At 74.3% G+C, this 13,146-nt stretch carries 15 protein-coding genes; 12 read left to right on the plus strand and 3 right to left on the minus strand.

Features of this window, described 5'->3' with window-relative positions; translation table 11 throughout:
• A complete protein-coding gene (locus tag JOF54_RS17360) occupies nt 1–1,845 on the minus strand; it encodes a glycoside hydrolase family 2 protein (protein WP_307804323.1) in 1,845 nt (614 codons plus the stop codon).
• A gap of 263 nt (nt 1,846–2,108) precedes the next feature.
• On the opposite strand from JOF54_RS17360, the gene rpsB reads away from it, so the two are divergent.
• The 6 genes from rpsB to rlmN all read left to right on the plus strand — a co-directional run bounded on the left by rpsB (nt 2,109) and on the right by rlmN (nt 7,551).
• Nucleotides 2,109–3,041, plus strand: a complete 933-nt coding sequence (gene rpsB, locus JOF54_RS17365) for a 30S ribosomal protein S2 (RefSeq protein ID WP_210058072.1) — start codon at nt 2,109–2,111, stop codon at nt 3,039–3,041.
• Between the two features lie 57 nt (nt 3,042–3,098).
• The gene (tsf, locus tag JOF54_RS17370; RefSeq protein ID WP_210058074.1) at nt 3,099–3,920 is read left to right on the plus strand and encodes a translation elongation factor Ts; all 822 of its coding nucleotides are present in this window, start codon (nt 3,099–3,101) and stop codon (nt 3,918–3,920) included.
• Nucleotides 3,921–4,018: 98 nt separating this feature from the next.
• Entirely contained in the window at nt 4,019–4,771 is a 753-nt protein-coding gene (gene pyrH / locus JOF54_RS17375; protein ID WP_210058076.1) for a UMP kinase, read from the plus strand.
• Nucleotides 4,772–4,847: 76 nt separating this feature from the next.
• Entirely contained in the window at nt 4,848–5,402 is a 555-nt protein-coding gene (gene frr, locus JOF54_RS17380) for a ribosome recycling factor (protein WP_210059675.1), read from the plus strand.
• Between the two features lie 41 nt (nt 5,403–5,443).
• A complete protein-coding gene (locus JOF54_RS17385; protein ID WP_210058078.1) occupies nt 5,444–6,352 on the plus strand; it encodes a phosphatidate cytidylyltransferase in 909 nt (302 codons plus the stop codon).
• Nucleotides 6,349–7,551: a dual-specificity RNA methyltransferase RlmN gene (rlmN, locus tag JOF54_RS17390; protein ID WP_210058081.1), complete on the plus strand. Its 1,203-nt coding sequence runs from the start codon at nt 6,349–6,351 to the stop codon at nt 7,549–7,551. Before JOF54_RS17385 ends, rlmN begins: the two co-directional genes overlap by 4 nt.
• A 216-nt stretch (nt 7,552–7,767) precedes the next feature.
• Here the strand turns inward: rlmN and JOF54_RS17395 are convergent, their stop codons facing one another.
• Both JOF54_RS17395 and JOF54_RS17400 read right to left on the minus strand, forming a co-directional pair.
• A complete protein-coding gene (locus JOF54_RS17395) occupies nt 7,768–8,247 on the minus strand; it encodes a metallophosphoesterase family protein (protein ID WP_307804324.1) in 480 nt (159 codons plus the stop codon).
• Nucleotides 8,248–8,255: 8 nt separating this feature from the next.
• Nucleotides 8,256–8,768, minus strand: coding sequence for an EVE domain-containing protein (locus JOF54_RS17400; protein WP_210058100.1), 513 nt, complete (start codon nt 8,766–8,768; stop codon nt 8,256–8,258).
• Between the two features lie 250 nt (nt 8,769–9,018).
• On the opposite strand from JOF54_RS17400, the gene JOF54_RS17405 reads away from it, so the two are divergent.
• From JOF54_RS17405 to JOF54_RS17430, 6 genes are read left to right on the plus strand one after another with little or no spacing between them, the layout of a single operon-like run.
• Nucleotides 9,019–9,549 (plus strand): alternate-type signal peptide domain-containing protein, encoded by a 531-nt coding sequence (locus JOF54_RS17405; protein WP_210058102.1) that lies wholly within the window; start codon nt 9,019–9,021, stop codon nt 9,547–9,549.
• A 7-nt stretch (nt 9,550–9,556) separates the two neighbouring features.
• Nucleotides 9,557–10,126: a hypothetical protein gene (locus JOF54_RS17410; protein WP_210058105.1), complete on the plus strand. Its 570-nt coding sequence runs from the start codon at nt 9,557–9,559 to the stop codon at nt 10,124–10,126.
• Complete coding sequence (locus tag JOF54_RS17415) at nt 10,123–10,689, plus strand: signal peptidase I (protein ID WP_210058107.1); 567 nt, start codon at nt 10,123–10,125, stop codon at nt 10,687–10,689. The genes JOF54_RS17410 and JOF54_RS17415 overlap by 4 nt, the downstream gene beginning before the upstream one ends.
• On the plus strand, nt 10,686–11,462 hold the full coding sequence (locus JOF54_RS17420; RefSeq protein ID WP_210058109.1) for a hypothetical protein: 777 nt from the start codon (nt 10,686–10,688) through the stop codon (nt 11,460–11,462). Before JOF54_RS17415 ends, JOF54_RS17420 begins: the two co-directional genes overlap by 4 nt.
• Entirely contained in the window at nt 11,452–12,015 is a 564-nt protein-coding gene (locus JOF54_RS17425; protein WP_210058111.1) for a SipW-dependent-type signal peptide-containing protein, read from the plus strand. The genes JOF54_RS17420 and JOF54_RS17425 overlap by 11 nt, the downstream gene beginning before the upstream one ends.
• A gap of 6 nt (nt 12,016–12,021) precedes the next feature.
• Nucleotides 12,022–13,137, plus strand: coding sequence for a S24/S26 family peptidase (locus tag JOF54_RS17430; RefSeq protein ID WP_210058113.1), 1,116 nt, complete (start codon nt 12,022–12,024; stop codon nt 13,135–13,137).
• Nucleotides 13,138–13,146: the final 9 nt, after the last annotated feature.

Consider the following 13,146-nt stretch of genomic DNA (forward strand, 5'->3'; position numbering starts at 1 on the left):
TCAGCGCGCCTCGTAGGCCGCCGCCCGGGTCTGGACGGCGTGCAGCCGCGGCGTGTCGAACTTCGGCCGGCGGCGCTCGTCGTAGATCCCGTTCTGCTCCTGGAAGGTGTCGGTGAGCTGGGTGTAGCAGTAGCCGAACATGCCCGGGTCGTCGAGCAGCGCGTCGACCAGGCCGGCGAAGCGGACGTAGAACGCCTCCTCGTCGCCCACCCGCTGGCCGTAGCCCCAGGAGGTCTCCCGGCCGAGCTGGACGGCGTCGGCCGCGGCCATCTCGGCGTTCCACCAGATGCCGCCGAACTCGCTGACGAAGTAGGGCTGGCCCCGGTGCGGCTGGGAGATCGTGGCGCCGTCGTGGACGTTGGTGTAGCCGCGGCCCTCCGCCAGCCCGCCGACCTGCTCGGCGAAGGCCGCCGGGTCCTGCTCGTAGTTGTGGCTGTCCCAGATGTCGGTCTCCAGCACCCGGTGGGAGTAGCCGGAGGCGTCCAGCACCGGCCGCGACGGGTCGGCGAGCTTGGTGGCCAGGAACATCGCGCGGGTGACGTCGTCGAGCTGGGTGACCCGGTCCCCGAGCGGCTGGTAGGTCTCGTTCAGCGGGCACCAGCCGATGATCGCCGGGTGGTTGTGGTCGCGCTGGAGCGCCTCGAGCCACTGGGTGACGAAGCTGGCCGTCGGCTGCTGGTGGTCGGTTGGCACGCCGTGGCCGCCGGCGCCCCAGTCGGCGAACTCGCCCCAGACCAGGTAGCCCAGCCGGTCGGCGTGGTGCAGGTAGCGCTCCTCGAAGACCTTCTGGTGCAGCCGGGCGCCGTTGAAGCCGGCCTCCTGCCCCAGCCGGATGTCGTCGACCAGGGCCTGGTCGCTGGGCGCGGTCATCAGGCTCTGCGGCCAGTAGCCCTGGTCGAGCACCAGGCGCTGGAAGACGTGCCGGCCGTTGAGCAGGACGGCGTCGCCGTCGAGGGCGACCGAGCGCAGGCCGGCGTAGCTCTGCAGCCGGTCCAGCTCGCCGTCGGGCCCGGTGAGCACCAGCTCGAGGTCGTAGAGGTGCGGGTCCTCCGGCGACCAGGTGCGCCGGCGGTCCTCCGGCACCGCCAGCACGAGGGAGGGCGCCAGGTCGAGGTCGGCGGCGACCTCGGCGCGGGCCACCTCGCCGTCCGCGTCGGAGAGCACCGCGGTGACCCGGCTGCCGGGCAGGTTCCGCGACAGCGGGGTGGTCACGGCGAAGCTGCTGCTGGCCAGCTGCGGGGTGACCCGCGGCCGGCGCAGGTGGACGGGGTGGACCGGCTCCATCCACACCGTCTGCCAGATGCCGGTGGTGCGGGTGTAGTGGCAGTCGCGGTTGGCGTAGCGGACCGACTGCTTGCCGCGCGCCTGCGGGCCCTCCTTGGGGTCGCGGGCGCGGACGACGACCGTCACCTCCTGGCCGCCGCGGGCCAGGCCGGTGAGGTCGGCGGTGACGGGGGTGAAGCCGCCGCGGTGCCGGACGACCTCGGTGCCGTCGACCCAGACGGTCGCGTCGTGGTCGACGGCGCCGAGGTGCAGCAGCACCGACGCGTCGCCCCACTCCGCCGGCACCGCCACGGTCCGGCGGTACCAGACGGCGCCGAGGTAGTCGACGTCGCCGACGCCGGAGGCCTCCGACTCGGGGGCGAAGGGGACGGTGATCGCACCGGCGAGCGGGCGCTCGAGCAGGCCGCGCTCCAGGCCGGAGTCGGAGCGGTCCACCTCGAACTCCCAGCTCCCGTTGAGGCAGAGCCAGCGGGAGCGCACCATCTGGGGGCGCGGGTACTCCGGACGGGGGAGCGCGGGGTCGGTCGCGGGCGTCGTGGTCGGCGTCGTCGTCGTGGTCACGGACCCAGCCTGGCGCACCCGTTCCGAGCGGGTCCAGGCGGGGAGCGAGCGGGCCGGCCGGGCCGCCCGCCCGGTGTAGACTCGGGGCAGCAGCCCGCGAGGGCTGACTTCGCATGCCCGCGTCCCGCCACCGGTGGGGCGGCGCCTCCGGTCTCGGTCCGCCGAGCTGGTGCCGTGCCGGGCATCAGGGGTGCCGAAGAGCTCGGCACCGAGCCAACCGCACGCCGGCCCCAGCGGAGGCCGGTAAGGAAAGGAATACGGCCATGGCCGTCGTCACCACCCGCCAGCTCCTCGAGAGCGGCGTCCACTTCGGGCACCAGACCCGTCGCTGGAACCCCAAGATGCGTCGCTTCATCTTCACCGAGCGCAACGGCATCTACATCATCGACCTGCAGCAGTCGCTGACCTACATCGACAGCGCCTACGCGTTCGTCAAGGACGTCGTCGCCCGCGGCGGCCAGGTCATGTTCGTCGGCACCAAGAAGCAGGCGCAGGAGACCATCGCCGAGCAGGCGACCCGGGTCGGGATGCCCTACGTCAACCAGCGTTGGCTCGGTGGCATGCTCACCAACTTCCAGACGGTCATCAAGCGCGTCCAGCGGCTCAAGGAGCTGGAGGGCATGGACTTCGACGACGTCGCCGGCTCCGGCTTCACCAAGAAGGAGCTGCTCGGCTTCCGTCGCGAGATGGAGAAGCTCGAGAAGACCCTGGGCGGCATCCGCGACATGGGCAAGACCCCGCAGGCGGTCTGGATCGTCGACACCAACAAGGAGCACCTCGCCGTCGACGAGGCCCGCAAGCTGCGGATCCCGGTCATCGGCATCCTCGACACCAACTGCGACCCCGACCTGGTCGATTTCGCGATCCCGGGCAACGACGACGCCATCCGCTCGGTCGCGCTGCTGACCCGCGTGCTGGCCGACGCCGTGGCCGAGGGCCTCGTGGCCCGCTCCGGCGCCCAGGGCGGCGGCGAGGCCGCGGCGACCAACCCGGCCGAGCCCATGCCCGACTGGGAGCGCGAGCTCCTGGGCGCCTCGCAGGAGACCGCCCCGGCGCAGCCCGACGCCACCCCGGCGGACGACGCCGCCCCGGTGCCCGCTTCCGAGCAGCCCGGCGAGGCGGCCGTCGAGGCCGAGGCCTCCGCCGACGCGCAGGTCGACGTCGAGCAGCAGGACGACCAGCCCGTCGCCAACTGAGCGACCGGCCCGGACGTCCCCACCGCACCACACACGGAAGACGAGGAACGAGAACGCATGGCAACCATTGCTGCCGCTGACGTGAAGAAGCTCCGCGACGCCACCGGCGCCGGGATGATGGACTGCAAGAAGGCGCTCACCGAGAGCGACGGCGACTACGAGAAGGCCGTCGAGTTCCTGCGGGTGAACGGCCAGGCCAAGGCGGCCAAGCGGGGCGCCGAGCGCTCCGCCACCAACGGCCTGGTCGTCTCGGTCGACGGCGCGCTGCTCCAGCTGGGCGCCGAGACCGACTTCGTGGCCAAGAACGACGAGTTCCAGACCCTGGCCAACGCCGCGGTCCAGGCCGTCGCCGCCACCAAGGCCGACTCGGTCGACGCCGCCAACGCCGCCGCGCTGCCCTCGGGCCAGACCGTCGGCGACGCCGTCGGCGAGCTCGCCGTCAAGATCGGCGAGAAGCTCGAGGTCTCCAACGCTGCGTACTTCGACGGCCAGACCGTCGTGTACCTGCACCGCCGGGCCTCCGACCTGCCGCCCCAGGTGGGCGTGCTCGTCGAGTACGAGGGCACCGACGAGTCCGCGGCCCGCGCCGCGGCGATGCAGATCGCCGCGATGCGCCCGCAGTACCTGAGCCGCGAGGAGGTCCCGGCGGACCTGGTGGAGAACGAGCGCCGCATCGCCGAGGCCACCGCCAAGGAGGAGGGCAAGCCCGAGCAGGCGCTGCCCAAGATCGTCGAGGGCCGGGTGAACGCGTTCTTCAAGGACGTCGTGCTGCTCGACCAGCCGTCGGTCACCGACAACAAGACCTCGGTCGGCAAGCAGCTCGCCGCCGCCGGGGTCACCCTGAAGCGCTTCGCGCGCTTCGAGGCCGCCGGCGCCTGACGCCCGCGGGAACCACCGCTGAGCACCGACCGGCGCCACGACTGCCCGCAGTCGTGGCGCCGTTCGCTGCCCCCGCCGCCGACCCGACCAGGAGACCCATGACCAGCCCCGCTCCCACGACCGACGCCGCGCCCGCGACGGCCGGCCCGTACAAGCGCGTGATGCTCAAGCTCTCCGGGGAGGTGTTCGGCGGCGGCCAGGTGGGCGTCGACCCGATCGTCGTCTCCTCCGTGGCCCGGCAGATCGCCACCGTCGTCCGCAGCGGCGTGCAGGTGGCGATCGTCGTCGGCGGGGGCAACTTCTTCCGCGGCGCCGAGCTGCAGCAGGGCGGCATGGACCGCGACCGCGCCGACTACATGGGCATGCTCGGCACCGTCATGAACTGCCTGGCGCTGCAGGACTTCCTCGAGAAGGAGGGCGTCCAGACCCGCGTGCAGACCGCCATCACCATGGGCCAGGTCGCCGAGCCCTACATCCCCCGCCGGGCCGAGCGGCACCTGGAGAAGGGCCGCGTCGTCATCTTCGGCGCCGGCTCCGGGATGCCCTACTTCTCCACCGACACCGTCGCCGCCCAGCGCGCGCTGGAGATCGGCGCCGAGGTGCTGCTGATGGGCAAGCAGGGCGTCGACGGTGTCTACTCCGCCGACCCCAACCGGCACGAGGACGCCGTCAAGTTCGACGAGCTGACCTACGACGACTACCTGGCGCGCGACCTCAAGGTCGCCGACGCGACGGCCATCAGCATGGCCCGCGACTACCGCCTGCCCCTGATCTTCTTCAGCCTGGACACCGACGGGACGATCGTCAGCGTGTGCGCGGGTGAGAAGATCGGTACGACCGTCCACGCCTGAGCGCGGACGCCCCGCACGCCGCACGCCCGGGGACCCGCCGCCGGGTCCCGCCACGACCGAAGGAGCGAGACCCGTGATCTCCGACATCATCCGCGACGCCGAGACCAAGATGGCCAGCGCGGTCGAGTACGCCAAGGAGGAGTTCGCGGCCATCCGCACCGGTCGGGCCCACCCGGCGATGTTCGCCAAGCTGACGGCCGACTACTACGGCGCCCAGACCCCCCTGCAGCAGCTGGCCACCTTCCAGGTGCCCGAGGCGCGGGTCGTCCTCATCACCCCCTACGACCAGTCGTCGGTGAACGCCATCGAGAAGTCGATCCGCGACTCCGACCTCGGCGTCAACCCGTCGAACGACGGCAAGACCATCCGCGTCACCCTGCCCCAGCTCACCGAACAGCGGCGCAAGGAGTACATCAAGCTGGCCAAGACCAAGGCCGAGGACGCCCGGATCTCGGTCCGCGGCGCGCGCCGCACCGCCAAGGACGCCCTCGACAAGATGGTCAAGGACAAGGAGGTCGGCGAGGACGAGGTCGTGCGGGCCGAGAAGGTCCTCGACGCCTCGACCAAGAAGCACACCGACGCCGTCGACGACCTCTTCAAGCACAAGGAAGCCGACCTGCTCGCCGTCTGAGCGCGCGTCGGACCTGATCTCGTGAACGGCAGCAGACCGCGGTGACCGGCACCCCGGCCCCGCCCCCCACCACCGGGGGCGGTGGCGGCGCACCCACCGCGCCCGGACACGGCCGGGCCGGGCGGAACCTGCCGCAGGCCCTCGCCGTCGGCCTGGGGCTGGGCGCCTACGTGGTGCTCACCCTGGTCTTCTGGCGCTTCGGGTTCGTCCTGCTGATCGCCCTGGCCCTGGCCCTGGCGTCGGTCGAGCTCTACAACGCGCTGCGCCGGGTCGGCATGCGGGCGGCCGTCGTGCCGATCGTCATCGGCAGCGTGGCCATCGCCATCGGCTCCTACCTGGCGGGCCGGCAGAGCCCGGTCGTGTTCTCCACCACCAGCGTGCTGCTGGCCGCGCTGGCCCTGACGGTGATCGCGAGCCTGGTCTGGCGGATGCGCGGCGGGGCCGAGGGCTACGTCCGCGACACCGCCGCGAGCATGCTGATCATCGCCTACGTGCCGCTGCTCGGCTCGTTCGCCGCCCTCATCCTGGCCGCGCCCGAGGACGGCGTCGCCCGGATGATCCTCTTCCTGCTCGTCGTCGTGATGAACGACACCGGCGGCTACGTGGCCGGCGTGCTGTTCGGCAAGCACCCGATGGCGCCGCGGATCAGCCCCAAGAAGTCCTGGGAGGGCTTCGCCGGCTCGATGCTGTTCGGCATCGTCTCCGCCGTGCTGATGGCCGTCTACGGCCTCGAGGCCCCGGTCTGGGTGGGCGTGCTGCTCGGCGTCTGCCTGGTCGCGGTCGGCACCTGCGGCGACCTCGTCGAGTCCCTCATCAAGCGCGACCTCGGCATCAAGGACATGAGCTCGTTCCTGCCCGGTCACGGCGGGGTGATGGACCGCTTGGACTCGCTCCTCATCTCGGCCCCGGTAGCCTGGCTCATCATGTACGTACTGGTTCCCGGCGGATGAGCACCCCGCCCCCCGCCGCGGGAGCCCCCGCTCCCGCCGCGTCCCCCGCACGCACCCTGCCGCTGGTCATGACCGCGCCCCGCCGGGGCAAGCCCCCGGTCCACTGGGCCGACCTCACCCCCGCCGAGCGCCGCGAGTCGCTCGAGGCCGAGGGCCAGCGCGCCTACCGGGCCCGCCAGCTGTCCTCGCACTACTTCGAGGGCCTGCGGACCGACCCCGCCGAGTGGACCGACCTGCCGCCCGCCCTGCGCGAGCAGCTGGCCACCAAGTTCCTCCCGACGCTGCTCAACCCGGTCAAGACCTCCCTCGCCGACGCCGGCACCACCGTCAAGACGCTGTGGCGGCTGCACGACGGCGCCCTGGTGGAGAGCGTCCTCATGCGCTACCCCGACCGGGTGACGATGTGCGTCTCCAGCCAGGCCGGCTGCGGCATGGCCTGCCCCTTCTGCGCCACCGGCCAGGGCGGGCTGCAGCGCAACATGAGCACCGCCGAGATCGTCGAGCAGGTCGTCGACGGCGCCCGCCGCCTCGACCGCGGCGAGATCGCCGGCGGGCCGCCGCCCGGTGCCGACCCCGGTGCGCGCGACCGCGTGAGCAACGTCGTCTTCATGGGCATGGGCGAGCCGCTGGCCAACTACAAGGCCGTCGTCGGCGCCGTCCGCCAGCTCACCACCCCGGCCCCCGACGGGCTGGGGATGAGCGCCCGTGGCATCACCATCTCCACCGTCGGCCTGGTGCCCCGGATGCAGCAGCTGGCCCAGGAGGGCGTCCCCGTCACGCTGGCGCTGTCGCTGCACGCGCCCGACGACGAGCTGCGCGACGAGCTGGTGCCGATCAACACCCGGTGGAACGTCGAGGAGGTCGTCGACGCCGCCTGGGAGTACGCCCGGACGACCAAGCGCCGCGTCTCCATCGAGTACATCCTCATCCGCGACATCAACGACCAGGCCTTCCGCGCCGACCTGCTGGCCAAGGTGCTGCGCCGCCGGGGCAACTGGGGCTGGGTGCACGTCAACCTCATCCCCCTGAACCCGACGCCCGGCTCCAAGTGGACCGCCTCCCGTCGCCGCGACGAGGACGAGTTCGTCCGCCGGCTGGAGTCCAAGGGCGTCCCCGTCACCGTCCGCGACACCCGCGGTCGCGAGATCGACGGGGCCTGCGGGCAGCTGGCGGCGACCGAGGTGGATGAGGGTCTCTGACCTCTGTGGTTGATGGACCTCGCTCCGCTCGGTCGCGCCCCTCGCTCTGATCGGGCGCCTTCCTCCCTCCGAGGCAGGACGAAGAGCGTGTCCTGCCCCTCCGGTCGTCCAGGCGCCGGCGCGAGGTGCTGCGTCGGTCGGGTGGGTGCCGACGTGGGCACCCGGGCCGAGTTGTCAGACGTGAGTTGACCTCTGGGTCAACGGGCGTCTGACAGGTCAGGGGAGGGCGACGATCTCCGCGTTCTGGATCTCGCCGTCGGCGAGGTCGAGGAGGCCCAGGGTGCGGTGGGGCTGGCGGCGCTTGTCGGTGGGGGAGCCGGGGTTGAAGACCCGGACGCCGTCGCCGGTGACGTCCATCGGGATGTGGGAGTGGCCGAAGACGACGAGGTCGGCGGTGGGGAAGCGGCGGCGCATCCGCGCCGTCCGGCGGTCCTTGGGGCCGCTGTCGTGGATCATCGCCACCTGCACCCCGGCCAGGTCCAGCTGCAGGGTCTCGGGGGCGCCCCAGGCCGCGATCTCGGCCCCGTCGTTGTTGCCCCGGACGACGTGCACCGGGGCGTAGCCCGCCAGCAGGTCCAGGACGTCGGGGGTGCAGACGTCGCCGGCGTGCAGGATGACGTCGGCGCCGGCCAGGTGCTCCGCGACCGCGGGCGGGCAGCCCTTCCAGAACCGCGGCGCGTGGGTGTCCGACAGCACGACCACCCTCACCGCTCCACCGCCCCGGCACCGGTCGCGGGCACCGGCCAGTCGGGCAGCAGCTCGGCGAGCCGGGCCAGCTGGGCGGTGCTGACGAAGGACGGGTTGGCCGCGAACGGCTGGCGCTGCACCTCGAGGTCGAGGACCCCCGCGGCCCGCAGCGACGCGGCCGTCACGGGCTCCTCGAGCAGCCGGACGTCGACCTCGACGCGCGCCCGGACGCCGTGCCGGGAGCCCTCGTCGGTCCAGAAGCCGCGCTCGGCGTCGTGCCAGGGCTCGGCCGGGGCCAGCACCGCGCCCAGCCCCCAGATGCCGCGCTCGAAGCCGCTGCGCCCGTCGCCGGACACCCAGAAGACCACCCGGTCGTCCGGCCGCATGAGCGCGCTGCGGTAGCCCGGCCGGACGGCCCAGGAGGTGAGCCGTCGCTCCCCGGCGTCCAGGAAGCCGCGCAGGTCCCAGACGGCCGGGTTGGCCTTGAGCAGCCAGGCCCCCAGGTCGTCGCGGTCCACAGCAGGTCGCACGCCTGCCCCCTCTCTCGTCGGGACCATCGTCCCAGGGCACCGGGACCTGGTGCCGGGGCCCTTCGGGTTGTTATTCCTGAGACCGCAGAAATGATCACTAATTCGGAGAAGAAAGTAATTTAGAAGGCCCTTTTCTGCTTGGTTTCGCGAGGAATTCCCGCCTAGCATTCCCACTGCACGCGGGAGCCGCGCGCCGTCGGCCCGGCCGGCACTCGGGGATCGACCAGCACGACGACCTCCGAGGAGACCCATGAACAAGACCGCCAAGGGCGCGGCCGCGCTCGCCGCCGCCGCCGCCCTGCTGCTCGGCGGAGCCGGCACCTACGCCCTGTGGAACGACACCGAGTCCCTCGACGGCGGGGCCGTCGCCTCCGGCGAGCTCAAGATCACCGGAGCCACGGCCGGCGTCTGGCGCGACGTCTCCGCGGGCGGCGCGGGCACGGTCATCACCGACATCGCGGGCTTCCTGGTCGTCCCCGGGGACACCCTGACCTACACCGTCGGCGCCACCGTGCTGGCCAAGGGCGACAACCTCAGCGCGACCCTCACCGCCGACCCCACCTCGGTCACCGGCGACGCCGAGCTGCTCGCCGACATGGCCATCACCACGGCCGTGCGGGTGGGCGGCGCGCTCGTGCCGACCATCACGGAGGCGAACGACGGGCAGACGGTCCAGACCGTGGTCACCCTCGCCTTCGACGAGGCCTCGACCAACGTGACCCAGCTCCAGGACCTCGACCTCGCCGACCTCGAGCTGGTCCTGCAGCAGAGCCCGCGCTGACCCGACCGTGCGCCGGGTCCGCCTCCTGGTCGTCGTCGCCGCGACCGCCCTCCTCGTCGTGACCGGGTGGTCGACGGCGGGGACGGGCGCGTCCTGGGTGGACAGCGCCGACCTCGACGGCGGGGTCGTGCGCAGCGGCGAGCTCTCCCTGCTGACCGGGGACGCCGTGACGCAGGTGTCGGCGTACCGGTTCGACCAGCTGCAGGCCGGCCGGCTCCGGCCGGGCCACCACGGCCAGGCGCCGCTGGTGCTCGCCAACGCCGGGTCGGTGCCCCTGCGGCACGTGCTGGCCGGCGCCACCGCCAGCGAGCCGCGGCTGGGGGCGGCGCTCCGGCTCGTCCTCACCCCCGTCCCCACCACCGCGGCCTGCCCGTCGGGCCCCGACGCGGCGGCCCCGGCCTGGACCCCGCTCGTCGACGCCCCGCTGGGCTCCGCCGCCCCGAGCGCGCCTCGGGTGCTGGCGCCGGGCGCGCGGGAGGTCGTCTGCGTCCGCGTCGGCCTGGCGGCACAGGCGCCGTCGACCCTGCAGGCCCTGACCAGCACCGTCGTCCTCACCTTCCGGGCGGAGGTCGCGTGAGCCGCACGGCGGCGGCCACCCGCCCCGGCTGGTGGTCGTTCCTCGGCGCCGTCCTCGGCTGGTGCGCGCTGCTGCTCCTGCTGGCCGTCCTCGCCGTCGCCGTCGTCGTGCCGCGGCTGCTCGGCGGCCAGGCCTGGAGCGTCCTCACCGGTTCCATGCGCCCGGGCTACCCGCCGGGGTCGCTCGTGGTCACCCGCCCCGTCGACCCGGAGGCCATCGGGCTGGGCAGCGTCATCACCTACCAGGTGGCCTCGGGCCGCAGCGCCGTCGTCACCCACCGGGTCGTCGCGGTCGGCACCAGCACCCGGGGCGAGCGCACCTTCACCACCCGCGGCGACGCGAACGGCGCCGACGACCGGGAGCCGGTGCGGGCCGTGCAGGTCCGCGGCGAGGTCGTCTACGGCGTCCCGTGGCTGGGGCACGTGAACGGCTGGCTGGCTGGCGACCGGCGGCTGGTCGCCGTCGGGGCCGGCGCAGGGCTGCTCGTCCTCTACGCCCTCGTGATGTTCGCCGGGGAGCTGCGCGACGGCGCCCGCCGCCGGGCGGCGGAGGGAGCGTCGTGACCGCGGGCGGTGCCCGCCGGGTGCTGGCCCTGCTGGCGCTGGCGGCGGTGCTGGTGGCCGCGACGCCGGTGCCGTCGGCCTCGGCGTCCGGCCCCGGGCTGGAGCTCAGCGAGGACGGCCGCCGGTGGTCGGCCACGCTGCGCCGGCCGCTGCTGGACCCGGCGCGGCTCTGGGTGCCGGGGGACCGGGTGGACGCCCGCTTCTGGGCCCGCAACCAGAGCACCGAGCCCGCCCGGCTCGACCTCGCGGTCACCGGCGCGGGGGACGACCTGCTGCTCGGCGGGCTGGTCACCTCCACGGCGGTCGAGGGCCGGGCCGTCCCGGCGGGCGCCGCGACCCTGCTGCCGCCGGGCCGGGCCGTCCCCGTGCGGGTCCGGGTCGAGCTGCCCGCGAGCACCGGCAACGACCAGCAGCTGCTCGCCGCCCGGCTCGTGCTGCACGTGCGGCTGGCCGCCACCGCCGGCGTCGGGGGAGAGGGGGCCGAGCAGCCCCCGGAACCCGGCGGTCCCGATCCCGCGGCGCCGGAGCCCGACGCGCCCGCCGACCGCGGCGGTCCCGCCGACCCGGGCGGGCCGGGCGACCGCACCGACCAGGGGCGCCCCGCCGACCGGCCCGACGCCGACCCCGCCCCGTCGCGTGGGGCGGCCGGCGGTCTCGCCACCACCGGCGGGGCCCCGCTGGCCGCCGTCCTGCTCGCCCTGCTCACCGTCTCGCTGGGCGGCTGGGCCGTCCGGCACCGTCCCGATCCTGGAGGTCACGACCATGAGAGCTGACACCCCACCCCGGACCCGTGACCGGGTCCGCGTGCTGCTGGCGGCCGGCGGCGTCCTCGGGCTCGGGGCCGTGGGCACGCTGGCCGCCTGGACCGACGACTCGACGGCGACGAGCGGTCCCTTCAGCACCGGCTCGATCGACATCCGGCTGGGCGCGAGCGGGAGCTCGACGGGCACGGACGCCTTCGGCTTCAGCACCTTCACCGCGACGTCCCTCAAGCCCGGCTCGACCGTCGACGGGACCCTCAAGGTGTACAACGCCGGCACCCTGCCCTTCACCTACACGCTCTCCAGCGCGACCGTCGCCGGCAGCTCGGCGACGCTCGGCCCCGCCCTCGGACTGGTGGTGCACGAGGCCACCTGCGGCACCGGGGCCACGGTATCGGCCGCCGGGTCCACCGTCGCGAGCGCCAGCCTGGCCAGCCCCCGCACCCTCGCCGCCGGCGCCAGCGAGGCCCTCTGCTTCCGGGCGACCCTGCCGGCGAGCGCGGGCACGGGCCTGCAGTCCCAGACCGGCAGCTACACCTTCACCTTCAGCGCCACCAACACCTGAGCCGCCGTGGTCCTCCCCGCTCCCGCACCCCCGTCCCGACGGCTCACCGCCGCCGCGCGGGAGAGCGCGCTCACGCTCGGGGCCGTCGCGGGCGTGCTCTGCGTGCTCGTCGTGCTGGCCGGCGCGGTGCTCGACCTGCGCCCGCTGGTCTTCCGGTCCGGCTCGATGGGGCCCGAGATCCCGACGGGGTCCCTGGCCCTGGCCCGGACGGTGCCGGCGACCGCGCTCGCGGTGGGCGACGTGGTGAGCGTGACCGACGCCGCCGGACGGCGGGTGACCCACCGGGTCGTCGGGCTCAGCCGGGCCGGTGACACGGCCGTGCTGCGGCTGCGCGGGGACGCCAACGACGTCGAGGACGCCCAGGCCTACCCGGTGACCGAGGCCGACCGGGTCATCGCCTCGGTCCCGCGGGCGGGCTACGTCGTCGCCTGGCTGAGCAGCCGGCCCGCCACCTTCCTCGGCGGTCTCCTCGTGGGCGTCGGGGCGGCCTGGGCCTTCCGCGGCGCGCGCTCGCCGGCCGACGCCGGGACCGGGTCGTCCGCTCGCGCGGTGCCCCGGGTCCGGGCGGGCCGTGGCGCCCGTCGCGCCGCCGCCCCGACGGCGGCCCGGCGCCGGGCCGACCCGGCCCCGCCCGCCCCGTCGGGCCGCTCTCCGGAGGCCCGCTCGGGCGCGGTCGAGCGCCGCGGGTCGGCCGGGCCCCCGTTCGCCGTCCTGCTGGTCGGGCTGGTGCTGCTGCCCGCGCTCCGGCCCGCCGACACCGCCGCGGCCTTCACCGACGCCGCGCCGGCCACCAGCGCGAGCCTGACCTCCTACACCGTGCCGCCGCCGCCGGCGCTCAGCTGCACGGGCGGTCTCGGCACGGTCACCTTCACCTGGCCCACGGGCAGCGGGGCGCTGGACCTGGTCTTCGTCGCGGGCACCCGGACCGCCACCGTGTCCGTGCCGGCCACGCAGACCTCTTACGTCCTGACGCCCGGGCTGCTCGGCACCGGCTCGGGCACCGCCGTGCTGCAGCGCCGCGAGTCCTTCCCCGCTCTCGCCCCCGAGACGACCTGGACGTCGCTGAGCAGTCCCTCGCGCACCTTTACCGTGCTGCTGGGCCTGCTCTCCGGCTGCAGCTGAGCCGTCGGC

The organism is Microlunatus capsulatus, from assembly GCF_017876495.1.
GTDB classification, from domain to species: domain Bacteria; phylum Actinomycetota; class Actinomycetes; order Propionibacteriales; family Propionibacteriaceae; genus Microlunatus; species Microlunatus capsulatus.

Excerpts from the sequence above, each read along its gene's own strand:
- tsf (WP_210058074.1), top strand. The coding sequence starts at position 3,099 with ATGGCAACCATTGCTGCCGCTGACGTGAAGAAGCTCCGCGACGCCACC.
- rlmN (WP_210058081.1), top strand. The coding sequence starts at position 6,349 with ATGAGCACCCCGCCCCCCGCCGCGGGAGCCCCCGCTCCCGCCGCGTCC.
- JOF54_RS17405 (WP_210058102.1), top strand. The coding sequence starts at position 9,019 with ATGAACAAGACCGCCAAGGGCGCGGCCGCGCTCGCCGCCGCCGCCGCC.
- JOF54_RS17425 (WP_210058111.1), top strand. The coding sequence starts at position 11,452 with ATGAGAGCTGACACCCCACCCCGGACCCGTGACCGGGTCCGCGTGCTG.
- rpsB (WP_210058072.1), top strand. The coding sequence starts at position 2,109 with ATGGCCGTCGTCACCACCCGCCAGCTCCTCGAGAGCGGCGTCCACTTC.
- pyrH (WP_210058076.1), top strand. The coding sequence starts at position 4,019 with ATGACCAGCCCCGCTCCCACGACCGACGCCGCGCCCGCGACGGCCGGC.